This is a genomic window from Gemmata sp. (genome assembly GCF_051859125.1).
Classification (GTDB): Bacteria; Planctomycetota; Planctomycetia; order Gemmatales; family Gemmataceae; genus Gemmata.
In genome coordinates, this window is the sequence record NZ_JBHYGG010000261.1 from 1 (window position 1) to 21,971 (window position 21,971).

At 72.9% G+C, this 21,971-nt stretch carries 30 protein-coding genes; 16 read left to right on the top strand and 14 right to left on the bottom strand.

The genetic code is table 11. From position 1 onward, the window contains the following. Nucleotides 1-18: 18 nt before the first annotated feature. Both ACTIGN_RS24625 and ACTIGN_RS24630 read right to left on the bottom strand, forming a co-directional pair. Entirely contained in the window at nt 19-798 is a 780-nt protein-coding gene (locus ACTIGN_RS24625) for a hypothetical protein (RefSeq protein ID WP_439628833.1), read from the bottom strand. 301 nt (nt 799-1,099) lie between these two features. After that, nucleotides 1,100-1,555, bottom strand: coding sequence for a response regulator (locus tag ACTIGN_RS24630; RefSeq protein ID WP_439628835.1), 456 nt, complete (start codon nt 1,553-1,555; stop codon nt 1,100-1,102). A gap of 816 nt (nt 1,556-2,371) precedes the next feature. On the opposite strand from ACTIGN_RS24630, the gene ACTIGN_RS24635 reads away from it, so the two are divergent. Further along, on the top strand, nt 2,372-2,857 hold the full coding sequence (locus ACTIGN_RS24635) for a PepSY-like domain-containing protein (protein WP_439628837.1): 486 nt from the start codon (nt 2,372-2,374) through the stop codon (nt 2,855-2,857). A 325-nt stretch (nt 2,858-3,182) separates the two neighbouring features. On the opposite strand, the gene ACTIGN_RS24640 is transcribed toward ACTIGN_RS24635, so the two are convergent. From ACTIGN_RS24640 to ACTIGN_RS24660, 5 genes are all read right to left on the bottom strand, one after another. Then, nucleotides 3,183-3,581, bottom strand: a complete 399-nt coding sequence (locus tag ACTIGN_RS24640) for a hypothetical protein (protein WP_439628839.1) — start codon at nt 3,579-3,581, stop codon at nt 3,183-3,185. Nucleotides 3,582-3,728: 147 nt separating this feature from the next. Further along, nucleotides 3,729-4,661 carry a sugar phosphate isomerase/epimerase family protein gene (locus tag ACTIGN_RS24645; protein WP_439628841.1) on the bottom strand — a complete coding sequence of 311 codons (933 nt, stop codon included), beginning with the start codon at nt 4,659-4,661 and terminating at the stop codon, nt 3,729-3,731. 240 nt (nt 4,662-4,901) lie between these two features. Next, nucleotides 4,902-5,150: a hypothetical protein gene (locus ACTIGN_RS24650; protein WP_439628843.1), complete on the bottom strand. Its 249-nt coding sequence runs from the start codon at nt 5,148-5,150 to the stop codon at nt 4,902-4,904. 66 nt (nt 5,151-5,216) lie between these two features. After that, nucleotides 5,217-8,210, bottom strand: coding sequence for a beta strand repeat-containing protein (locus ACTIGN_RS24655; RefSeq protein WP_439628845.1), 2,994 nt, complete (start codon nt 8,208-8,210; stop codon nt 5,217-5,219). Between the two features lie 279 nt (nt 8,211-8,489). Next, nucleotides 8,490-9,176, bottom strand: coding sequence for a hypothetical protein (locus ACTIGN_RS24660; protein WP_439628847.1), 687 nt, complete (start codon nt 9,174-9,176; stop codon nt 8,490-8,492). A gap of 472 nt (nt 9,177-9,648) precedes the next feature. Between ACTIGN_RS24660 and ACTIGN_RS24665 the strand changes: the two genes are divergently transcribed. After that, nucleotides 9,649-10,083: a hypothetical protein gene (locus ACTIGN_RS24665; RefSeq protein ID WP_439628849.1), complete on the top strand. Its 435-nt coding sequence runs from the start codon at nt 9,649-9,651 to the stop codon at nt 10,081-10,083. A gap of 283 nt (nt 10,084-10,366) precedes the next feature. Here ACTIGN_RS24665 and ACTIGN_RS24670 read toward each other — a convergent pair whose 3' ends face one another. Then, nucleotides 10,367-10,567: a hypothetical protein gene (locus ACTIGN_RS24670; protein WP_439628851.1), complete on the bottom strand. Its 201-nt coding sequence runs from the start codon at nt 10,565-10,567 to the stop codon at nt 10,367-10,369. A gap of 250 nt (nt 10,568-10,817) precedes the next feature. Here ACTIGN_RS24670 and ACTIGN_RS24675 point away from each other — a divergent pair, with 250 nt between their 5' ends. Further along, nucleotides 10,818-11,033: a hypothetical protein gene (locus ACTIGN_RS24675; RefSeq protein WP_439628853.1), complete on the top strand. Its 216-nt coding sequence runs from the start codon at nt 10,818-10,820 to the stop codon at nt 11,031-11,033. Nucleotides 11,034-11,108: 75 nt separating this feature from the next. Here ACTIGN_RS24675 and ACTIGN_RS24680 read toward each other — a convergent pair whose 3' ends face one another. Then, nucleotides 11,109-11,267: a hypothetical protein gene (locus ACTIGN_RS24680; RefSeq protein ID WP_439628855.1), complete on the bottom strand. Its 159-nt coding sequence runs from the start codon at nt 11,265-11,267 to the stop codon at nt 11,109-11,111. A 44-nt stretch (nt 11,268-11,311) separates the two neighbouring features. On the opposite strand from ACTIGN_RS24680, the gene ACTIGN_RS24685 reads away from it, so the two are divergent. From ACTIGN_RS24685 to ACTIGN_RS24730, 10 genes are all read left to right on the top strand, one after another. Further along, nucleotides 11,312-12,394 (top strand): DNA primase family protein, encoded by a 1,083-nt coding sequence (locus ACTIGN_RS24685; RefSeq protein ID WP_439628857.1) that lies wholly within the window; start codon nt 11,312-11,314, stop codon nt 12,392-12,394. Then, nucleotides 12,391-12,762: a hypothetical protein gene (locus tag ACTIGN_RS24690; protein ID WP_439628859.1), complete on the top strand. Its 372-nt coding sequence runs from the start codon at nt 12,391-12,393 to the stop codon at nt 12,760-12,762. Before ACTIGN_RS24685 ends, ACTIGN_RS24690 begins: the two co-directional genes overlap by 4 nt. Continuing rightward, nucleotides 12,759-12,893, top strand: a complete 135-nt coding sequence (locus ACTIGN_RS24695) for a hypothetical protein (RefSeq protein WP_439628861.1) — start codon at nt 12,759-12,761, stop codon at nt 12,891-12,893. The genes ACTIGN_RS24690 and ACTIGN_RS24695 overlap by 4 nt, the downstream gene beginning before the upstream one ends. Nucleotides 12,894-12,927: 34 nt before the next feature. Further along, a complete protein-coding gene (locus tag ACTIGN_RS24700) occupies nt 12,928-13,116 on the top strand; it encodes a hypothetical protein (protein WP_439628862.1) in 189 nt (62 codons plus the stop codon). A 118-nt stretch (nt 13,117-13,234) separates the two neighbouring features. Continuing rightward, nucleotides 13,235-13,408, top strand: coding sequence for a hypothetical protein (locus ACTIGN_RS24705; RefSeq protein WP_439628864.1), 174 nt, complete (start codon nt 13,235-13,237; stop codon nt 13,406-13,408). 878 nt (nt 13,409-14,286) lie between these two features. Next, nucleotides 14,287-14,868, top strand: a complete 582-nt coding sequence (locus ACTIGN_RS24710; RefSeq protein WP_439628866.1) for a hypothetical protein — start codon at nt 14,287-14,289, stop codon at nt 14,866-14,868. 41 nt (nt 14,869-14,909) lie between these two features. Continuing rightward, nucleotides 14,910-15,203: a hypothetical protein gene (locus ACTIGN_RS24715; protein WP_439628868.1), complete on the top strand. Its 294-nt coding sequence runs from the start codon at nt 14,910-14,912 to the stop codon at nt 15,201-15,203. Between the two features lie 22 nt (nt 15,204-15,225). Then, a complete protein-coding gene (locus ACTIGN_RS24720) occupies nt 15,226-16,215 on the top strand; it encodes a DUF3102 domain-containing protein (protein WP_439628942.1) in 990 nt (329 codons plus the stop codon). A gap of 1 nt (nt 16,216) precedes the next feature. Beyond that, complete coding sequence (locus ACTIGN_RS24725; protein WP_439628869.1) at nt 16,217-16,432, top strand: hypothetical protein; 216 nt, start codon at nt 16,217-16,219, stop codon at nt 16,430-16,432. A gap of 388 nt (nt 16,433-16,820) precedes the next feature. Next, nucleotides 16,821-16,964, top strand: a complete 144-nt coding sequence (locus tag ACTIGN_RS24730; protein WP_439628871.1) for a hypothetical protein — start codon at nt 16,821-16,823, stop codon at nt 16,962-16,964. 332 nt (nt 16,965-17,296) lie between these two features. Here the strand turns inward: ACTIGN_RS24730 and ACTIGN_RS24735 are convergent, their stop codons facing one another. Further along, nucleotides 17,297-17,584 carry a hypothetical protein gene (locus ACTIGN_RS24735; RefSeq protein ID WP_439628873.1) on the bottom strand — a complete coding sequence of 96 codons (288 nt, stop codon included), beginning with the start codon at nt 17,582-17,584 and terminating at the stop codon, nt 17,297-17,299. Between the two features lie 197 nt (nt 17,585-17,781). Between ACTIGN_RS24735 and ACTIGN_RS24740 the strand changes: the two genes are divergently transcribed. After that, the gene (locus ACTIGN_RS24740; protein WP_439628875.1) at nt 17,782-18,207 is read left to right on the top strand and encodes a hypothetical protein; all 426 of its coding nucleotides are present in this window, start codon (nt 17,782-17,784) and stop codon (nt 18,205-18,207) included. 17 nt (nt 18,208-18,224) lie between these two features. Here the strand turns inward: ACTIGN_RS24740 and ACTIGN_RS24745 are convergent, their stop codons facing one another. The 3 genes from ACTIGN_RS24745 to ACTIGN_RS24755 form a co-directional block, all read right to left on the bottom strand. Next, entirely contained in the window at nt 18,225-18,491 is a 267-nt protein-coding gene (locus ACTIGN_RS24745) for a hypothetical protein (RefSeq protein ID WP_439628877.1), read from the bottom strand. A gap of 693 nt (nt 18,492-19,184) precedes the next feature. Further along, on the bottom strand, nt 19,185-19,475 hold the full coding sequence (locus ACTIGN_RS24750; RefSeq protein WP_439628879.1) for a hypothetical protein: 291 nt from the start codon (nt 19,473-19,475) through the stop codon (nt 19,185-19,187). Nucleotides 19,476-19,586: 111 nt separating this feature from the next. Then, nucleotides 19,587-19,823, bottom strand: a complete 237-nt coding sequence (locus ACTIGN_RS24755; protein WP_439628881.1) for a hypothetical protein — start codon at nt 19,821-19,823, stop codon at nt 19,587-19,589. Nucleotides 19,824-19,923: 100 nt separating this feature from the next. Between ACTIGN_RS24755 and ACTIGN_RS24760 the strand changes: the two genes are divergently transcribed. Next, nucleotides 19,924-20,154 carry a hypothetical protein gene (locus tag ACTIGN_RS24760; RefSeq protein ID WP_439628883.1) on the top strand — a complete coding sequence of 77 codons (231 nt, stop codon included), beginning with the start codon at nt 19,924-19,926 and terminating at the stop codon, nt 20,152-20,154. Nucleotides 20,155-20,258: 104 nt separating this feature from the next. Continuing rightward, nucleotides 20,259-20,606, top strand: a complete 348-nt coding sequence (locus ACTIGN_RS24765) for a hypothetical protein (protein ID WP_439628885.1) — start codon at nt 20,259-20,261, stop codon at nt 20,604-20,606. Nucleotides 20,607-20,970: 364 nt separating this feature from the next. On the opposite strand, the gene ACTIGN_RS24770 is transcribed toward ACTIGN_RS24765, so the two are convergent. Further along, nucleotides 20,971-21,771 carry a response regulator gene (locus ACTIGN_RS24770; protein WP_439628887.1) on the bottom strand — a complete coding sequence of 267 codons (801 nt, stop codon included), beginning with the start codon at nt 21,769-21,771 and terminating at the stop codon, nt 20,971-20,973. Between the last annotated feature and the right edge of the window lie 200 nt (nt 21,772-21,971).

The following is a 21,971-nucleotide window of genomic DNA, read 5'->3' on the forward strand; positions in this document are numbered from 1 at the left end:
GCCGCCGGGGGGCGCGGGTCAGAAGCTCCCGAGGAGCATCCGCTTCGACATCAGGTCCGTGCTCACCGGTGCGACCGCCGGGGGCAGCGCCCCCCCGGCCCCCGGCGCGGGGGGCGGCAGCGCGCCCCCGGTCCCCGGCCCGGTGAACGGGGGCTGTTCGACCCCGCCGATGCACACCCTCCCCGGCGGGGTCACGTCCCTCCACCGGACCAGGTCGTTCGTTCCGGCGGGCCCGTCGAGTTCGGCCCGGCAGACGCAAAAGTCCACGAACGAGTCCGCCCCGACCGCCCCCGACGCCAGGTTGACCACGTCCCGCTCCCCGTCGCCGCCGAGGCAGATCTCGGTCCGGGCGCTCGCAACCGGCCCGACCGGCCCGAGGGCCACGTCGATCCGATCGGCCCCGGGCCCGGCGATGATGTCGGTGAACAACCCGGACCCGCGGCCCATCCGGTCGGTCCTCACCCGCACCACGTCGGCCCCCGCCCCCGCGTCGATGCGGACCGTCATGAGGTCGTTCCGGCCAACCGACGAGAGCAGATTGACGGTCACCGTGTCGTTCCCCCCGCCCAGGCGGACGTCGATCGACGTGAGGGGCGCCGAGGGACCGGCGACGGACCTCTGCCCGTCGACGAACAGCACGACCTGTTGGTCCCGAACGAGGACGCGAACGCGGTGGTCGACCGGGGCCGCGTCGTCCGACGAGATGGTGAGAGCGCCGCCGGTGTACGAGGTGAGCACGGCGGGTGCGAACCGCTCCCGGAGGGCTTCCAGGGACGGGGAGAATCGGCGGGGGGACATGTGGCCTCCACGGGGGGGGATGATGAGTTGCCGGTGCGCCAATGGATGAATGAGTGAGCGGCCGCGGACCGGTCCGTGGTGCGTTGAGAAGGCCGCCGAACTGGTGGGCAGGACTCGCCCGGCACGCGGGTGGCGAGTCAGAAGTGCAGACCAGCACGGGCTCTGCGCCCGTACCAAGCGGTATTGCACGTTGGGTGCCAAACGGGGCCGAGGTGCCGAGGGAGCGCGCCTCGGGACCGAGGCGGACGAGTCGAAGAGCGAGCCGGTGGGCCCGCCGGGTGTGCCCCGGTTTCGCGTGCGGTCAGCCGACCACGACGGGCGGGCTCGTTTCCGATTCACGGTCCATGCCGAGCACGCCCCGAACCGCGCGGACCAGTTCGGCCCCCCCGAACGGCTTCCGCAGTGCGGCCCGCGCCCCGAGCCGCACGGCGACCGCGAGCAGGTCCACGCGACCGTCGGACCCGCCCCCGCTGATCGCGACCACGGGCACCGGACCGAACTCCCCTGCCAACGCGGCCATGACCTCCAGCCCGTTCTTCTCCGGGAGATAGAGGTCGCACACCACCGCGTCGGTCGGGTGCCGGCGGAACGCCCGCAGCGCCTCGCGGCCGTCGACCGCGGCCTCGACGTCGAACCCGGCCTTTGTGAGGAGCACCTGCGCGGCCAAGCGGACCACTGGGTCGTCGTCCACAACGAGGACCCGCGGCGGTGCGGGCGGTGACGACGGACGGGGAAACGGCAGCGGGGTGTCGGTCACGGTGCGGGCTCCGGTCGAACGGGCTGGGGGCGCGTGTCGCCCACCGGGGACATCGAGATTCGTGCCCCGAAGGTGTCACCCGCCAACGGGAGAATCCTCCCCGCCCCCGCCCGCGGAGCGTGCCAGTTCGATTTCGTGGGTTTGCTGCCGGCTGTGGACGCGGTAAGATCCACTCCGACCGCCCCGCTCCGGGACGCGATTGCGAAGTCGGTACATCGGGGTCGGGCCGCGGCCGGTCACCGGGAACTTTGCCCTCGTAGCTCAGTGGATAGAGCACCGGTTTCCTGAAGCAATCAGAACGCTAAAACCCCTGGAAACCCAGGGGTTTTTCACTTCCCAGTGACACCAGTTGCCCCTCTGAACCCTCCCGGCGGGTGTCAACGGGTGTCAAACCAGATCCGCCCCTCCGGTGCGCGTCGGACCCGCGAAACAGGCGGCGCGTTGCGCACGGACCGGGGCGGGACTGCTCAGTCGAGCCGGACTCCCCGCGGCGCGCCGGTCCGCGACCACCGCGCCGCTACAGCACCCTCTGGCCGGCGGAACGGTTCGCCCGACCGCACCGGTCGGAACGGCGATCCGGGACACGTTCGCCGCTCGAACCCGTAACCAACCGGCGACCTGGCGGGTTCGTTGCGCGTTCGGGCGGCGGGGCCGGTCACCACGTCGGCCCGGCGGCCCCGCGGAGCACCCTCATCACCCCGCCGCGTCCGGCCCCTCGGCTTCGACCTCCTGGCGGGGGGCAGCTCGGTCGCTTCGGGCGCGCCGGTTGCACCCCCCCTTGCCCGCCCACACCGGAGATCACACCAGGAGCGCGCCATGACCCGACTGCTGACCGCCGCCCTCGCCGTGTCCGCCCTCTCGCTCCCGGCCCGCGCCGACGAGGAGATCAAGCTGGACAAGGCCCCCGCGGCCGCCGTGAAGGCGATGAAGGACAAGTACCCGAAGGCCCAGGTGGTCAAGGTCGAGAAGGAGGACGACGACGGCAAGTCGGTGATCGAGTTCACCCTGAAGGACGGGGAGAAGAAGCTGGAGGCCGAGTTCACCCCCGAGGGCAAGTTCGTCAAGGAGGAGGCGGAGGTCGCCGAGAAGGACGTGCCCGCCGCGGTGCTGACGGCGTTCAAGCAAAAGTACCCGAACGCCAAGCCGTCGAAGACCGAGAAGGTCACCAAGGGCGACGGCGGCGAGGTGAAGTACGAGTTCGACATCAAGGACGGCGACAAGGAGTGCGAGGTGTACTTCGCACCCGACGGGAAGTTCATCGAGAAGAAGGACGCGAAGGACGAGAAGAAGCCCGGGAAGTAGGAACCGGGGCGGGCCGGCGGAGCGGTCAGCGGCTGCCACGGCACCTCTCCGCCAACCCGCATCGGGCCACCCTCCGGCACCACCTCACTCCCCGGGCAATCGCCCGCACCTTTCTGGCGTCCGCACGACCCAACGGCCTCCGTACTCTGGAGGAAGCCCTGATGGGCCTCCGTGGGGTTCAACTGCCGCGTGGGCTCGAAGGCGTCGTTGCCGAACTACGCGACGATTGACCGGCGCCGCCTCTCCCGGTCGGTCAATTTCTCGAAGCCGCCGCCCCGGCCAGCGTTGCGTTCGCCGTGCCGTCCGATCCGGGCAACGGACCGCGTTACCCTGCACGCGTCTTCTCTCCGTCCCGCGGCTGAGGGCGTGAACATGGTGGGCGTGGTGGCACTGCCGGCGAACCTGCCCGCCAGGCGAACACCCCCAGCTCAGCCACGAGCCACGCGACCGCGGCCGCGTGGGCGTCCCCGGCGCTCGGGTACGTCCCGCCCACCCGCACCGTCTCGAGCTTCCCGCCGCCCACGCCCGGCACCCGGACGCACGCGATCCACGTCACCCACCCGGCGCGGTCCTTGACCGGCCGCGCGAACCGCACCCTGGGCTCGCGCTTCCCCCACCAGAACTCGGCCACCGCCCGCCGGGCCTCGCCGATCGTCGGGAAGACGCCGAGGTTGTACCGGACCCCGAGGTCGCACGGCCGGGCCTGGAACTTGTTGCCCTTCACCGGGCGGATGGACTTGTCCGGGTCGTTCTGGAGCCGGGCGCGACCGGACGGGTGCGGGGCATCGGGTGACCTCCGGGGTGACGGGGGAGACCCGCGGCCGTGCGGGCGAGGTCCTCGAGTATACCGCGTGGCGACCCACGCGCCGGGTCAGGCGGCGAACGCCTTGCGGAGCAGGTCGAGGCTCTTGGGCACGGCGGTCAGCGGGTCCTCCTTGCCCTCGAACTCCAGCGACACGTACCCGGCGTACTTGTGCTTCCGCAGCATCCGGGCGATGCGGTCGTAGTCCAGGTCGAGGGTGTACCACAGGCCGCCGCCGTGGTACGTCTTCGCCTGCACGAGCGCGGCCTTGGGCGCGAGCTTCTCCAGCCGGTCGTACGGGTCCTCGAGGAAGTTCCCGGTGTCGAGGGTCACCCGCAGCCACGGCGAGTCGACCGCGTCGACGACCCGGAGCACGCCCTCCGGGGTGCGGCCCAGGCCCCAGTGGTTCTCCAGCCCCATCACCACCCCGCACTTCTCGGCCGCCTTCAGGCACGCCCCGAGCGCGTCGGTCACCCACTTGAACGCCTCGTCCTCGGTGACGCCGGGCAGGGCCGGCTCGACCCCGCGGTCCCTCATCAGGTCGTCGAAGCTCTTGGTCGTGCCCCACCGCCCGGTGTTCACCCGCATGGTCGGGATGCCCATCGCGTAGCACAGCTCCAGGCACCGGACGGTGTGGTCGACGTTCTTCTGCCGCTCGCCCTTGTCCGGGAACACGAACCCCTGGTGGGTGGAGAACCCGCACAGGGCCATGCCGTTGAGGAACGCCGCCCGCTTGAGCCGCTGCAGCGCGGCGGGGGCCTCGTCGGTCATCTGCCGGTGCAGCACCTCGACGGCGTCGAACCCCATCTCCCCGGCGAGGTTGACGCACGCCTCGACGTTGCGGAGCTTGTCGTTCTTGAACTGCCAGAACGAGTACGTCGAGACGCCGACGCGGACGGGGCGGGGCTTGGCGGCCGGCGGAGCCGCGGCCAGCGGGGCCGCGGCAAGCGGGGCCGTGGCGGTCGCGGTGGCGGCGAGGAACTGGCGGCGGTCGGGGGTCATCAGCATCTCCGAGCGGTGGGGCCACGACCCGGACGGACGGCCGTGCGCACGTGCCATGCTAATCGCCGGGGCGGGCGGGGGCCACGGCCGTCCCGCGATCGCGTGACCCGGGTGAGGCAGACCCCGACGGCTCGCGGCAGGTCCTGGCCGGCACGACGTGCGGGCGCTCGCGGCGGGGGAGGCGGCTGGGGTGGTCGAGGCGAGGAGGCGCAGACCGCGGCGGGTGGGGGAAGTGAGCCGTCAGGCCAGGTTGGATCCGGGTCCGGTGCCGGCCGGCTCCAGTCCCAGCGCCCGGCGGATCTCGCGGATCGCCGCTTCGAGTTGGGGCGGGACCGCCTGCTGGGTCCTCCGCATCCCGGAGCGCGTGAGCAGCAGGTGGTTCAGCCGCGAGCGGAGCGTGAGTTCGGACCGCTCGCGTGGGGACACGCTGGTCGGGTCGGCCGCGGTGGGGCCGTGCGAAAGCGACTCGGTGGAAGGGTGGGCGGTCACGGGTTCCGTCCGTGGGTTGGTACACCCCCGGACGCGGGCCCGGGACCGACTTGCGCGCCGCAGCCGTCAGAACCCGTCGAGTGCCACGCCGCCGCGGGCTACGCCCAGCGAGAACCCCCCGGGCAGCACCGCGCCGGTCCGCGGGTCGAGGTACGCGACGCCCGAGGGCGCGCCCTCCGTAACCAGCGCGAGGTCGCTCGTCCCGTTCCCGTCGGCGTCGACGCGTGCGATCGCGTGGTCCTTGACGGCGGCCCCGACGAGGACGCTGTTGCTCGCCCCGGACCCGGCCCCCAGTGGGGTCGCCAGCCCCGTGCCCGTGTCCACCGCGAACGTCGCCACGCGGACCCGCACGTTGCCCGGGGTCGAGAGCGGGTCCAGAATCGACACCACGAGTTCACTCCTGCCGTCGCCGTTCTGGTCGACGAACGCGAGCCGGCCGTCCCGGGCCAGGACCTCGCCGCTCGGGCCGGTGACCGCGGCGAACGGGGCCAGTGGGGCCCCGGTCCCCGACAGGTTCAGCTCCGCGAGCGAGCCGCCCTCGAACCCGTAGGCCTTGAGCTTGATGGTCTTGTTCGGGTTGCTCGCCGCCACCGGGCCGCCGCGGGTCACCGCGACCTCGTCCCGGGGGAGGCCGGCGGCGTTGGCGGCCCCGTCCAGGTCGCCGGCCTCCACCACCACGCCCTTCTGGTACAGGTTCCCGAACGGGGTCACCTCCGCCCCGATGATCGTGGTCACGCCCGCGGCGGACGCGCCGCTGACGACCACCATGCGGCCGTACTCGGTGTCGCCGGCGGTGGCCGACCCGCCCCGCGTCCCGGCGATCAGGTCGGGCACCCCGTCCCCGTTGACGTCCCCGACCGCGATGTTCAGGCCGTTGCGGTACGCGCGGTCGGTCGCCCCGTCCGGCCCCTGGTGGGTGGCGAACGGGGTGAACGCCCGGAACGCCCCCGGGGCCGCGCCCGTGGCCAGGGCCGCCCCGTCGTACACGAACACCCGCCCGGCCTTGCTCGCGTCGAGCCCCCGCGCCCCGACCGGTTGCGTCGGGGCCACGAACACGTCGGCCACGCCGTCCCCGGTCAGGTCGCCCAGGGCCACCTGTACGAGCCCCGTGTACGCCCTCCCGTTCGCGTCCAGCGGCCGGAACGTGAAGATCGGTTGGCCGGTGCCCGCGTTGAGGACGCGGACGCCCCCGTCGTTTGCGCTCACCGCGAGGATCGGCGTGTTGGTGACGGCCACGGTCGCGCTCGGCCCGGCCGCGGCGGCCAGGTTCCCGGCGTCGTCGCGGGCGGTCCCGGCGTTGAGCGAGATGCCCAGCGTGCCGTTGCCCCGGACGTTGCTGATGGTCACGGTGCGGGTGCTCCCGGCGCCGGCGCTCACGCCGACGGTCCCGGTTGCGGTGCCCGTAGCGTTCAAGACCACGTCGGCCGCGGTGAGGGTGCTCGCGTCGAAGTTCGGGTCCGCGTAGGTGATGGTAAACGCCACCGGACCGCGGGCGGTCGCCGCCGCCGACGGCGGGCCGATGGTCACCGTCGGGGCGGTGGTGTCGGAGGTGGTGCCCGTGCTGATGACGATGTTCTTGAGGTCGGCGAGGGACGCGCCGGCCGGGACGGTGAGGGCGGCGGCGTTTCCCGCTGCGTCCTTGAGGGTGGCCCCGGCCCCGAGGGTGAGCCCGGTCGAGTCCAGGTCCGCGCTGGTCTGGCCCGCGGCCACGGTGTACGTCCCGGTCGCGGTGGTCCCGGTGAACGGGGCCAGGGTGACCGTGCCGCCGCTGTCCAGGGCCACGGTCAGGTTCCCGCCCGCCAGGGTTACCGGCTCGGAGAAGTTCACTGTCACGTTGACTCCCGCGCCGACCCCGTACGTCCCGTCCGGGGTGGTCGACGTGACGCTACTCACCGTCGGAGCGGTCGTATCGTCGCCGCCGTCGCCGACCTCGATGGCCCCGATGTCCACCCCCAGGCCGAGGATGCGGAGGTGGATGCCGCCCCGCTGGTCGGTCGTGATGCCCGTCAGCAGAGACGGGATCCCGATGTTGATGGCCGGCAGGCCGGGCAGGAGCGACAGCGTCGGGCCGCCGTTGTCGGTCAGTGGCCCGAGGAGCGGGTCGAGGGTGCTGACGACCGTGCCCAGGAAGTTCCCGGGGTTGCGGATCAGGTTCCCGAGGCCCGAGGTCAGCGGCAGGCCGCCGCCGATCGACTCGCTCACGATGTCGGTGACGTCCGCGGGCCCGGCCTGGCCGAGGATGCTGTTGTTGACCACCCCGGTCGCGGTCGAGAGGAGCCCGTCGGCGAGGTTGTAGACGTTGCGGCCGTCGCCGCCGACGTTGCCGCTCAGGGTGCTGCTGAGGACCGTGAGCAGGCCGTTGCGGTTCAGGATGCCGCCCCCAAGACCCTCGCCACCGCCGGCGCCCAGGGCCACGTTCGCGGTGAGGGTACTGTTCGTGAGGTTGAGCACGCCGCCGTCGTTAAAGATGGCCCCGCCCAGGCCGTCCCCGCCGCCGAGGCCGCCCAGGGCCGTGTTGTCCCGGAGGAGGCTCTGCACGACGTTGAGGACGCCGCCGTTGTTCAAGATCGCCCCGCCGAGGCCGTCCCCGCCCGCGGCCCCTTCCACCAGGCCGTCCGCCAGGGTGACGCCCCGGAGCGTGAGGTTGGCGGACGCGGTGAGACCCAGCAGCCGCAGGTTCGCGGCCACGTCTGCGCGCCGGATGACGATCCCGTCGCCGCCGTTGAACCCGTCGATGGTGATGGGGGTGGTGATCAGGAGAGCGGTCGGCCCGTTCTTGTTGTCGCCGGCGATCGAGAGGTCGATGTCACCCGACAGTCCCGGTGCGAACACGATGGTGTCGGCCCCGGAGCCCGCGGCCGAGCCGTCGACCGGCGTGTTGAGTTCCGCGGCCTGGATCGCCTCGCGGAGGGTCACGAGGCCGTCGCCGAGGAGGTCGTCGGCCAGGCTGGTGACGGTAATCACCGCGGGCACGGTACGGTCCTCGAGTCCCTCGACCCGGAGGCCGGCGTTGCGGGCGTTGGGAAAGGGGCGGCGGGCCGCGCGCTTCGTGGTGGACATCTGGTGGGCTCCTCGCTTGGGGCTGATGGCGTGGGCGCGCGGTCACCCACGGCGGGGAACCGCTGAGCGTGTCGGATCGGGGCAGTGGTCTTGAGCGCGCCGCGACGGCGGCGCACCCGGGGCGGGAGAAACGACCTGTCGGCCGCAGTTCCACCCTTGCGGAAGGGCGACGTGGCTGCGTTCCAACCCGCTGACGACCCGTGGTCGACTGTCAGGGTACGCCGGGCGGGGTCGGCACCTCAAGGGGCGCGGTGGGGGCGATCGGTGGGCGCGGGGCCGTCACCCGGACCAGGAGACGCCCTCGCCGGTGCCGTCGCCGTGGAACCGGAGCCGGCGGGCCGACAGCTGGTTCCCGTTGAGGCGGCGGATCGCGTCGTGGAGCCGCTGCCGCGGGTCGTCGCCGGCCAGGCGCGGGAGCGGGTCGTCGATCCGCGGGGGCCACCCGGACTCCTCGAACGCGGCCAGGATGATCTCCTGAGACCGGGCCGGGGTGCGAAACCGCTTGACGACCTCGTCGCCCCGGGTCAGCACCCGGGCCTCGGGGTCCCACCGGGGCCGCCCGCCCGCCCGCGTCCCCGGCGGGGCGGCCGCGTGCCGGGCGATGATGCGGTCGGCGAAGAACAGTCCGCCCGGGGTCACCACGAAGCACGACCGGTCCCCCACCGCGCGGTCGGCGACCGGGTGGAACGCCCGCCGCCCGGGCCCGGCCGCGTCCGCCTCGGCGGCGTGCGCGACCAGCCGGTGGGTGACCAGCCACCGCAGGTCCCGGGCCTCGGCCCCGGTGCCGGCCAGCTCCGAGAGGGTGAGGGCCAGTTCCCACGGGTCGAGGCCCAGCTCGCGGGCGTCGGCGTGGGCCTCGCCCAGCGCCTCCAGGGCCGCGGTCAGCCGCGACAGCCGCTCGGGGGGCCACTCGATCGGGACCCCGGAGACCGCGAGGTCGGTGGGGCGCGGGGGAGGAAGTGACATGGCGGTGAGGAGGATGGAGGGTCCGGGCGACGGAGCACCGCGCCCGGGGCGATGTCGGGTGAAGGTAGCCCGGGACGGGTGCGGACCGATCTCGGGCCACCTCCATAATCGCGGACCTGGGCGAAACCTGTCAAAAATTCTTGAGAAATTAGACAACACGTGTTCGTTGCGCTACCGCCGGGTTGCCTGCCGTGAGTCGCGGTTGGCTCGCCCTCGCTCGGACCAGCCCCAACCTGTCTCAGAGTTTGCGGCACGCCGTATGCTGACTGATACGGGTTCGCTCGGGGCAAGTTCTTGCACACCGTCCCCCCGCATCCTGACCGTCCCGAACCAATAGTGATGCCGCATGTCGCCACCCCACGCCGCCCCTCCCGACCGCCCCGACACCGTGCGAAACGAACGTGCTGACGCCGGGAAGCCCCGTGCCGGGGTGGGCGGCGGGTGCGGAGAGGGGTCCGACGCGGGGGCAACGATGGAGCAGGAGTTCGTATTCGAGGGTGGTCAGTTCCGCCCGTGCGAGGTGCTCCCCGAGCCGGGGGAGCTCCGGGACGAGCGGCTGGGGGCGGCCGGGTACCGACGGGGCCAGGAGTTCGGCGACACGGACGGGACCCACTTCGTGCTCTGGGAGCGGGCCGGGGAGGCCCGTGCCGGGGCGTGCTGGGTGGTGGCGTTCTGCACGCCCGACCGGTCGTGCCTGGTGGCGTGCCGGACCTGGCCGGACCTGATCGGGCTCCTGGCGCTGCTCGGGCCGATCGCGGCCGCGTCCGTGCTCGACGGGGGCACCCGGGCGGTGCTCGAGGACGCGCTCCTGTGTCGCGCCCGGGCCGGCCGGGGCCCCGGCACCTCGGCCGGGGCCGACGACTGGGACGCTGAAGGCCCCGCCGTTCGGGTGGGCCGTAACGATTGACGCGGAGCGGCCCCGTGGTGACACGGGGCCGCTCTCATTTCGACACAATGCGCCCGATCGCGACAGGCAGACCACGCTCGCGACAGGCAGACCACGCTCCACCAGTCGTACCACGCGGTCGGGCAGGACCGTGCCGACTGACACGCCGGTCGCGGGCCGTCGGTCGCGGGGCCGCGGTTCCAGGATCACGCCGCCCACGGTGCGATTGCGGCGGCGGGTGCAGTCGGTAGCCGGGCGTGAGCAGTCCGGCGTGGCGGCACGGCAGAAGGGGAAGTGAGGCCGGTCAGTGGTCGCGGTCGGGCGAAGGAACGATCCGCTTCACCGAGTACAGCCGCCGGCCCGATCGCACCGGCACGCCCTCGCGGGGCTCGGCGTCGGCCGAGTGCCGCCACCGGTCGGCTTCGATGAGGCGGCCCGAGGCCACGCCGGCAACGAACGCCATTGCGATGGTCGCGACGGCCGCAGCGAAGGGGATGTCATCCACGACGGAACTCGCGGCGGCCCGCCCCGCGCCGGCGGTCGATCGGCAGCCCGCCCCCGTGCCCCGAGTGCTGCGCCGCCACGTTCTTCGACGCGACCGCCTGCGGCCCGTGTGCCCGGCCTGCGTCGCGCTCACCACCGCCCCCGCGGCCTGACCCACCACGCACACGGAGTACGACATGGCACGCGCGAAGAAGGTGAAGGGGCCCGCGGCCCCGCCGGCCACGCCCCGGGACGCGGCCGCCCGGTGAATCGTGTTCGCCCGCGGCGTCCTTGAGAAGCTCCTCAACGACGCCGGCCGGCTCCGGGCGGCGGTCCTCGACCCGCGGCACCCGCTCCACGAGGCGTACAGCGAGCGGGAACTCGCCGACGCGATCGAGTACCTCGGCGACGCCTCGAACACGCTCCTGAACGCCGACTCCATCCCCCCGTGCCTGCTCACCATCCCCGACCCGCTCGCCGGCGAGTGACCGCACCCGCCAACTGTTACCCGACGGGTATCGGGTGAAGTCCGACGTGCGGTTGAACCTGGCCTCTCAGGTGAACTACCCAAACACGGACAGCGACCCGCCGTTCTGGATGGCCCGGCCCCGGGCGACCGCGACCTCGTGGACGTGATCGCCGGCGCCGAACGGGTTGTTCACCCTCGGCGACATCGCCGCCGGCCGGCCGGCCTTCTCGCCCCCGACGCCGCGGTGGTTCACCCCGGCCGCCCTGCCGTTCCCGGTGACCGCCGGCGCGGCCCGAGGTGTGGCTCCGGAGCATTGGCGAGTGGTTCAGCGGCGACGCCGCGAGCATCGCCGGGCTCCAGGAGTGGTTCGGCTACCTGCTGAGCGCCGACACCGCGCGGCAGAAGGTACTGTTCCTCACCGGCCCGCGCCGGAGCGGCAAGGACACGATCCTCGGTGTCATGGAGGAGCTGGTGGGGGCCGCGAACGTGGCCGTGACGACCTTCGCGGCGCTCGGCGAGCCGTTCGGGCTCGAGCCCCTGCTCGGCCGCCGGGTGGCCGTCATCCCCGACGCCCGGCTGTCCGGGCGCACGGACTGTGCGGCCGTCATCGAGCGGCTCCTGTCCATCAGCGGGGAGGACGCGCAGACCGTCAACCGCAAGAACCGGCGGCAGGTGACCGCCCGGCTCCGGGTCCGGTTCGTCATCGCGTCGAACGAGACGCACCGGCTGCCGGACGCCTCGGGGGCCATCGCGTCCCGGTTCTACATCCTGAGCACCCCGAACTCGTGGCTCGGGCGGGAGAACCAAACTCTCCGGTCGCAACTGACCGCCGTGTTGCCCGGGATCCTCGCCTGGGCCGCCGAGGGGTGGGTGAGGCTGCGGCGCCAGGGCGGGTTCACCCCGAACCGGGCCGCGGAGCAGTGCGCCGAGGAACTGGATGCCATGTCGAGCCCGGTCCGCGTGTTCATCCGCGAAGCCTGCACCGTCGGGGCGGACCAGACCGTTGACTTCCCCGTCCTGTACCAGGCGTGGCGCAGTTGGAACGAGGACCGCCACCGCGAGTGCGGGTCGGAGACCATGTTCGGCCGCGACCTGCAAGCCGCGTGCCCCCGCGTGGTTGCGAGTCAGCACCGCCGCGACGGCACCCGGATCCGGGTGCACTCGGGGATCGGACTGCGCGAACGGATTGACTCGGGCACGGACGGGGGCTTCACGCTATCACGCGGTGCCACGCATGACTTTCTAACTCACGCATGGGGCGCAGGGTCAGAGGCATTAAAGGTGTGTAAGGGCCACGTTGGTTCGGAATGTGTGACACCGCGTGACAGCGTGACACTTGGGGGCGAAGGCGCTGACGACACGGAGGAACTCGCAGCATGATCGCCCCAGCCGACGCAACCGACAAGCTCGCCGCGTTCCGCACCCGCGGCACCGCGCTGACCGTGACCCCGGTGGGCACGATCCGGGTCCGCCCGGCGGCCCTGCTCACCGGCGGCGACCGCGAGTGGTTGAAGAACAACGCCGACGCGCTGACCGCCGCGGCGAAGGCGGAGATGCACCGGCTGAAGTTCGAGGCCGACGCGATGGTCGCGTCGCTCGGGGTGAGCGGCCGGCACCCGGGCGTTGCGGCCGCGGCCGGCGAGGTCACCGCCGCCGTGGCGGCGGGCGACCTGGAGCGGGTCCGGGCGAGCGTGGCCCGGTTCGAAGATCTGGTCCGCGGCCTGGCCTCGGCGACGAGGGCCGCATGAGCACCCCGCCCGTGACGCTGCCCTTCAAGCCGCACGCCCGCGGCAACCGGTGGCGGGTGATCGGGACCGCGGCGGGTTACCTCGCGGCGATCGAGCTGGGCGAGCGGGCCGACCTCGGGCCGGGCAGGTAGTGGTTGCGGACTCACTCCGACGAGGCGCACGACGATGAGGACGATCAACGTGACGGTCACCGTGGCCACGACGACCGTTCGCGGGGCCGCCCGGGTGCGGCTCGAGCACCAGACCGGCGGGGCGTGGCATCCGGTGGCGACGTGCAGCGAGAGCACCGCGGCGAAGTTCCTGCGGCGGCGCCGCGAGCCCCGGCTGTGGCGGGCGCGACCTTGTTCGACCTGAGCGGCGAGTAGTTCCTGTACCTGATCCGGCCGCCGAGTGCGGCCACAACCTGGAGATGACGCAGATGACGACGAGTGACCTGAAGGCGCTGGTGCAGTAGGCCGAGGCTGTGGCCGCGGTGACGAGGTTGGCCGAGAGCGTGCGGCCCGCGGAGAGCGCGACGATCCGGTTGCCGGAGGGCAGCCTCACCGGGCTCAGCCCGCAGCGGGACATCGTGATCCGGTTCGCCCGCGAGGACCAGGCCCGCGAGTTCCTGGCGGTCCTGGAGACCGCGAGCCGCAAGTTGTCGTGACCCCGGCAGGTGTCCCACCGTGGAACACCTGACCCCCACCCAGTTCCACACCACGAGGACCCGCCCCGTGATCGCCATCTTCGATGAGACCCTGTTGCCCCCGCCGCCCGCCCCGACCCCGGCTCCCGCCGCGCCGTACGAGCCGAGGCCGTTCGCGTACGGGCACGGTCCCACCGCCCGCGAGCACCTCGCGACGGTGTACGCCGGCGGCCGCGGCGGCGACCTGCTCTCCGCCGACGAGATCGCCGTGTGGAATCGCGTCACGAACCTGCGGCGGGCGCTCGCCGGGGAGCCCGTGGGGCCGGCCCCGGACGTGGGGTTCGAGGTGAAGGAGTTCCGGTACGGCGTCGGCGAGGGCGTGCGGTACCTCGCAAAGGTCGAGGACGTGTCGCGGAAGCGGTTCGGGAACGGGCCGCTCACTTCGGACGAGTCCGTGATGTGGTCCTACCTCGGCTGGATCGAGGAGCAAGTCGCCGCGATGAAGGCGAGCGCCCCGGCCGGTGCTGCGAAGGAGCCCGAGCCCGCGGGCGAGCCGATCGGGGCACAGGAAGCCGCCGCGGCGTTCCCGCGGGGGCTACTGAGCGGGGGATCGGTTGCCGCGGCGACGGTGTTCGAGAGGGCCACCGAAGCGGGCCACTCGATCAAGACGTTGAAGCGTGCCAAGGCCGCCCTCAACGTCGAGTCGGCGAAGGGCGGCTTCGGTGCGGCGGGATGGATGTGGTCACTGCCGTCCGGGGGTATCCCCCCGGTCCCAGAGCCCGCGCTGCAGGAGACGGCGGCCCGGGGGGAGTTCGCCGGCCGGGCGGGCGGCATCGGGGGTCGCCGCGGGCAGCACCGCCCCGGCCATCGGCGGGGCGATCGAGGGGGCGGTCGCCGGGTTGAACCGGTTAGGGCCGTACGGGGCCGCCGCCGGCGTCGCGATGGCGACCGTGGCCAAGGTCGGCTCCGCGGCCGGCGACGCGCTCGACGCGCTGGCCAAGCGGGGGCGCGAGTTGGCCCAGTACAACGGGCCGATCGCCGCCGCCTCGGCCAACGCCGACATCAGGAGCCTCATGGCCCAGGTCCGCGAGGGGGGCGAGCTCGGCGCGAAGTACGCCGAGCTGATCGACCGGCAGTCGAAGATGGAGGACGCGATCAGCGAGGAGCTGGTTCCGATCCGGGAGACCCTCCTGACGCTCGTCAACCGGCTGCTCGAGCTGGGCGTCCCCTTCCTGGCCAACTGCCTCGAGGCGCTCAACAACCTCATCGAGTCCGTGTCCCTCGGCCTGGCCCGGAGCGAGTCCATCGACAAGGCGGTGGCGCGGATCCGGGCCACGATGGAGGAGCGGGGGGACCCGGCCGGCGACATCTTCAACGAGTGGATCCGCGCCGGCCACCCGTTCAGCATGCGGGACGTCGAGAAGGTCCCCGCCCCGGGCAACATCGGGGTGCCGATCCTCGACCTGCGGCGGGAGCGGTGACCGCGGCCGCCCGATCTCGTTCCCCACCCCGGAGCACCACCATGAGTGCCGACCGAGAGCCCCGCCTGTACCGCCGCGTCTCCACCGACCTGTACGCGGTCTTCGACCCGGCCACCGGCACGTTCTCCAAGGTGCCGGCGGTGCTGGTGCCGCCCCTGGTCCGGGCCGACCCCGCTCGGGTCCGGCTCAGCCTCGCGGCGGCCCGGCCGCACGAGGACGACCCCGACGAGCCCGGGGACGACGACGACCTCGACGATGACGACGACGAGCTGACCGAGGAGGAATGGGGCCAGATCAGCTACGACCCCGACACCGGGGAGTTCCGCCTGTTCTGACGCCGCGACCTGCGTGACCGAGATGGTCACGCAGGTCCACGCCCCCTTAGCGATCCCCGTGACCGACACCACCGACGAGACCGCCGCCCCGTTCGACTACGCCGGCATGGCCGAGCCGGACCGGGCGTGGTTACACCGCGCGGCCGCCGAGCTGCGGGTCCGCCTCCGCCGCAGCGTGGGCGAAGTGCTCGAGGCCGGGCGGGTGCTGGCCCGTGCGCGCAAGCGGCTCGGTCGCGGGAAGTGGGAGCCGTGGCTCGCGGCGGAGGCCCAGGTGCCGCGGCGGAGCGCGTCCCGGCTGCTCGCGGTCCACCGGGCGTTCGGCGCGGCCGACCCCGACGTGTTGAGGCACGTCACGCCGACGGCGATGTACGCACTGTCGGAGCCCGGCGTCCCGCAGTCCCTGCGCGAGTACGCTGTCGAGCAGGCTGCCGACGGGCACGCGGTCACCGCGACGCAGGTGCGGACGTGGCTGGAATTGCACCGCGACGACCCGGTCGCGCCGCTGAAGCTCGCCTCGAAGGACCCGCCGCACCCGCCCGCGCATGTGGACGCGGACGCGGTCCACGCGGCGGACAACTGGGCCGCGCTCGTGGCCATCTTCGCCGAGGACGTCACACTGCACGTCGCCCGCACCACCGACGTGGAGAACGGCGACCGGACCATCTCCGCCGCGGTCCTCGGGGCGGCCGGTGCCCGCCGCACGGCCACGGGCTCGACCCTCGAAGCCGTGGTACTCACGCTCGCCGGCGAGAAGCGGACCAAGGTGTGCCGGGGGCGGTGCCGCGCCGTGAAGGAGTTGCGGGAGTTCTCGAAGCGCGTGGACAGTCCCGACGGCCGCAACCATTACTGCTTGCAGTGCGAGGCCACGCGGGTGAAGGAGTACGACAAGCGGAAGGCCGAGAAGCGGGGCGGGCCGGGTGGAAGGGTTGAAGAACACGCCCCATCCCCTTGCGGTTCCAGCACGCCGCCGGTATCGTCGGCCCGGCCGCCTGAGGAACACCAGGGGATTTGAGATGAGCCTGGCGGACGTGAAGAACACGCCGGCCGCCGCGCCCCTCTCCCCGGCCCTGCGTCGGCTCGCCGACGCGGCGAAGAAGCTGGCCGCGACCCGGGCGCGCCTTGAGTGGTGGCGGAACGTCGCGTGGGCCCTCACTCCGACCGCGACCGACCCGGTCACCGGTGAGACGGTCGCACCGCCGCGGCCGACCCCGCCCGAACCCCCGACCTGACCGGCCCCCGGCGTCTCGTGCGGCGATCTCCACCACACCAGCCCATGCCCGCGTTCGGGCCAGTCATCAACTTCTCGTTGACGACTGCCCAAGGCCCCCGAGGCGGGAGCTGCGTAACGCTCTCCGTTCCGCAGGCCCGCGTTCGCCGCTGCCCCGCCGCGGCGCGATCTCCCCTCCGCCCGGGTAAACCTCACCCCGCGGCCCTCGGCCGTCCTGAGCGAACGTCGCGCGATTGCGGCCGGGTCACTTTACGCCGGTCGTACCGTTCGCGACAGTCGGGCTGACTGACGTTCACGCGCAACCATGATTGCGTGCCCGGTCCGGGCCGGGTACTCTCACCGCCCGCGTGCCCGTTGTTCCGACCGTCCGCCCACGACCCGAGGGTTCCGTGTCCCGCCGCCGCTCGTCCGACAGCCCGATCTACGACTTCCTCACGTTCCGGCTGATGATCACGCCCATGGTGATCGCGGTCCTGTTCAGCATCCACGACGAGCTGAAGGCGGCCAACGACCGGGCCCGGTACACGGGGTGACCCGGTAGCCGGTGGCTACCAGTTGGGTCGGGTCGCGCTGCAACCGGCCGGCTCCCGGTCCGCGCCGCGGCGGTTCCGCTTGCGCGTCGCCGCTCGGGGTGCGCTGCACTAGCCAATTTCGTGACGTCGCGGAAATGGTCGGCGGTGTCCGGTCGTTTCGGCCGCGCGTGGTCTTCTGGCCCACACGCGGGGCCAGTCGTCACCAAGAAGGTGATGACTGAAGCAACCACGGTCGTGATGACCGTGGTTGGGGCCGATAACGGAATTCCGATATCGGCCGGGATCCCGGTTGATGAGACGCCGGGGCGAGTTCCGAATCGCGAATTCGCGTTTCACACCGTCCCGAGGCTGAACCCCCGGTCCCCCGCCCTCGCGAGCTCGAAGACCTCCTGCGCCGTCGAGCTGTTGGTCCCGGTGCCGTCCCTCCAGCGGAGCACCCCGTCCACCGTGTCCAGCCTCGCGCCGTCGGGGACGACCACGGACCGCACCGCGTGGGCGGCCTCGTGCACCTGCCCATCGACGGTGAAGGTGTGCCGCTGGCGGGCGTGGTCGGGGCCGAACGAGACCGAGGTGGGGGAGCCGGCGACGGCGTAGGAGCGGAGGTACACGGTGATCTGCATTTCGGCCCCGGTCGCGGTCCACCGGGCGCGGTGTGCCCCCGGCCGGCCGCAAGGTGTCATTGTACTCGGGTCCAGGGGTAGACGCCACAGAACGCGAGCGGGCCGGGGACCGGTGACCCGGATCGACGGGCCGCGGTGACAGGCTCCGCCGTTGTCGTATTCGAACACCCGCTCGCGCACCGTCAGGAGGACCGCCCATGTCCGCCCGCCGCACCGGGGCCGCCTCGGCCGCCGCACTTCTCGGTATCGCCCTCACCGCCCTCGGGATCGACGCGTCCCTCGGGGCCGACGCCCGGGAGGAGGTGCGCGGGCACGAGGGCGACGCCGCGGCCCTCGACGCCCAGCGGGTCCGCGCGGTCCGCGAGGGCGAGGCATCGGGCCGGGTCGCCGCCCGGGTGATCGCCGGGGACGTGTCCCTGTCCGGGGCCGTCGACGAGCTGGAGCCCGTGCTCCGCGAGCGGACCGGGTTCGGGTCCGCGTGGGCCGACGACCCGCCCCCGACGTTCCGGCACCGGGTCGCCCGGTACGTCACGATTCGCGTGGCCGTTGAACTCGCGCACGACCCGGCCCGCGAGGCCGCGGTCCTCGCCCGCCTCGACGCCGAGTACGCCGCCCTCCGGTAGCCGCCCGTCCGGCCGGGTCACCCGGCCGGCACGAGCCGCTCGACGCACGCGATCTCGTCGCCGAGCACGACCACGGTGCCCGCCGCCCCGGCCCGCACGAGCGCCACCTCGTCCCGCAGGCACCGCAGGGCCCGCCACAGCGCCCCCTCCGGTCCGGCTTCCCCGTCCGGGACGTCCGGGACGGCGCGGCCCGGTACCACCGCCGCATCGGGGAACGCCTCCCGCAGCGCCCGCGCCTCGGCCAGGAGCCGCACCCCGATGGCCTCGATCTCCTCCCGGTCCATGCTCCGCCCTCCGGATCACCTGCGGGCCACACCCTAGGAACGACCCGGAGAGCCCGACTTGCCGGGGGCGTCTGTACGGCACGCAGGCTCCCGACAAGTGCGTCGGGATTGGGGCGAGCCGCGCCGGCCCGCGGCGTTGTGTAGAGGTCACGCGGCTCGCCTCCGAAGCCATGTAACCACACGGGTGCGACTTCTTAACATCCGAACTGCACTTATCCTACCGCCCCCTCTCGCTTCACCTGAGAAACGGCGGCAACGGCAGACTGAACCTCTGAATCCGATCCATAAGTCTTGAACAAACGCCAACCGTCCCGTCCCGCCTGAGCAAATCCTGCAACCAACTTCCCCGGTTCCCCGACGAACGCAAACAGTTCCGTACACGACCAGCACCAGAAGAATGTCGTTTCCGATCCACCACGCACGCAAGCCACCTGCGGAATAGCCATCGCATCATTCGGGCAGAGACAACGCGCCATCGGTATGCCCTCACGCTGTTGTGCGTTTACGTCAGGGGGGTTCGCCGAATACCCACGTCCGGACGTGGGCCAGGCGGCCACGGCGAGCGCGGCGGCGAGGCAGGCGAAACCGGTGCAGAGCAGGGCGGCGGTCACGGCGTCTTCCCGGCCGGCAGACCAAAGAGGCGACGAGCTTCCGCGGCCGCCACGCTCGCCCGCCGCTTCCGCTCGGCCGGGGTCACGATCTCCGGGGCCGGCGGGTCGTCTCGGAGCCGGGCGCACTCGTCGCGGAACGCGAGGTAGTCGCCCCACCGCACGAGCCGCTGGCCCCCGGGGTCCGGGTCACCCCGAACCGCAGCACCCGGCCCGCGACCCTCACCCCCTTCGTGGCCCACCGGCGGATCGTCACCCGGTGGCAGTGGTTCTCCTCGGCCACGCCCGGGGCCAACTTCGCCACCTGGCCGATCGACAGCACCCGGTCCGGGTCGAGCGTCGCCGGGTCCAGGTCCGGCAGCTTGTGAGCGGGCATCGCAGATCCTCCGTGTCGGTTCGCCAGGCGGCCCGTTCCGAGCGTGGTGCGGGCTCTCGCCGGGCCACACGAGCATCTTCGATCTGTGCCGGAACCGCAACGGGGACGGTCTCACCGCGCGTCGAGCCATTCCGCGAGCGTCGCGAGGACGCCGGGCCGGCGCTCGGGGTGCCGTCGGAGGTACTCGGCCAGCTGCACGGCCGCGCCCTCGACCAGCACGACGAACGCGATCGCGTCCACGTCCACGGCGAGCGGGTGCTGAGGGTGGCCGTCCCACGCGACCGCCACAGAGCCGATCGGCACGGGCGGGGTCGGGGGCGACGTTGGGGAGCGGCGGGGCGGGAGCATGCGGAGTGTTCCGAACCGCGGGGCGAGCGCGACGGGCGATCCAGAGGTGTGATCGAGAGTGCACGGAATAACGTGTCAGCAAATCACGCCGGTTCCGGGCATGGAACCCGCGGCACTGCTCAACGACGAGCGGCGGCACCTGACGCGGGAGGACCGGGCCGCGTGGGTGCGGAAGTTCCACGAGCAGGGTATGAGCCAGCGGGTGATCGCGGACGCGGTCGGGGCGGGCACGATGACGGTGAACCGCCGCCTAAACGGGAACCAGCTGTCGGCCCGCCGGCTCCGGTTCCACGACGACGGCACCGGCGGGGGCCTCGCCTGGTCCGCGTAACACGGCAGCGGGCCGCCACCGCGACCCTTGTGCGCCCGGGTGGGCGTGGTACGCTGCACGTCACCCGCGCGTGGCTCGCGGGCATCACCCGGAGGGACCAACCCATGGGCCGCCCCACCCCCGATCCGCAGCCGCTCCCCGCGCGGGACGCCCCGCCCCGGCTCGTCACCGCCGTGCCCCGGGACGGCCAGCGGGTCGAGGTGGTGACCGAGTTCGGGGCCCTGTCGCCCGTGCCGTGGGCCGCGCTGTCCGACGCCCAGCGGGTCCGGGCCGCGGCGCTGCTCGCGGAGGTCCACGGGGCCGACGTCGAGGTGGCGGCGGCCCCGGCCGCGGTCCGGGCGCAGCTGCTCCAGACGCTCCCCGAGGAGATCGACCCGGCCGAGTACGCGGCCACGGTCCGCACGTACCTGGCGGCCGCCCGGGCGGACTGCGCCGAGCTCGGGCGCGGGTGAGCCGGGTGGCTGACCTTTCGGCCGGAAGCGATTTGACACCGGCGGCCGCGCGGGCAGGACTCAGTCGGAGCCCCTGGTCCGGCACGGCTGATTGGGCGACGGCCGGCACAGGGTCAGGGCTCCGGAGAGACGCGGGGGCGGGGGTGTAACAACCCCCGCCCCCGTTCATTTCCCACCGGCCACCCGGTCGATTCTGTGGGCGTAACCCGCACACGATATCCGACCCGCGTCAGGTGTGGGCATTGCCCTCACCTGCTCTGGGTCACTGCCGGAGGAAACCGCAGGGGTGATTTCGGCGGCCCTCCCTTTGGGGGACGGATCGGAATGAATCGACTCGGGGGCGACCACCCCTGAGTCGCGGCTATTAGGCGAGGGCGTCCCGCACGGCGCGGACCAACGCAGCCCGGTCGAACGGCTTCCTCAGCACAACCCGGGCCCCGATCAGTCGGGCCGCCGGGAGCAGGTCGTACTTGCCCTCGCCCCCGCCCCCGCTGATCGCCACGAACCGCACGTCCCCGAACTCCCGGGCCAGCTCGTTCATCAGCTCGATCCCGTTCCGCTCGGGCATGAACAGGTCGCACACGACGGCGTCGGCCGGCCGGGTCCGGAACGCGCGGGCCGCGTCCGCCCCGTCCCCCGCCTCCTCGACCTCGAACCCGGCCCACTCGAGCGCCGCGCGGCCCATGCGCCGCACCGCCGGCTCGTCGTCCACGATCAACACCCTCGGCACCGGCGACTCCCCCGGCGGCGCGGCCCCCTCCGCGAGGCCCTCCGGGTCGGGTGGCCGGCCGTCGGCCGGGTGGGGGACACACTCGTCGATCACGGCGAGGATGTCGCGAGGGGCCGTGGTGGCCTTTTGAAGGACCGCGGCCACCCCCTGCGCCCGCGCCCGGTCGGCGAGTGGCCCGTCCCCGACCCCGGTCAGCACGACCACCGGGAGCGTCCGGAGGCGGTGGTACGAGCGGACCACCTCGAGGAACGACGAGCCGTCCATTTCCGGCATCCGCAGGTCCAGGACGACAGCGTCCAGTGGTTGCGCCAGGACGACCGGCAATGCCTCCCGCCAGCTGGCCGCGCACGTGACCTGGTGGCCCGTGTCCCGGAGCAGCACCGCCAGGGTGTCGCGGGCGTCCGCGTCGTCGTCTACGACCAGGATCTTGGCCACGGGCACTCTCCGGAACTAGCCGTGGGGGGACGGGTACGCATCATTGTAGAGTCACTTTCGAGGCCGTGCGAGGCGTCGGAAGACCTGAAGGCGATCGCGGCCCTGACCGTCGAGGCCGAGTCCGGCTCGGCGTCGGCAACCTGACCGTCAGCGAGCTGCTCGTCGCGTTCATGCGGTGGGCCACGACGCACTACCGGCAC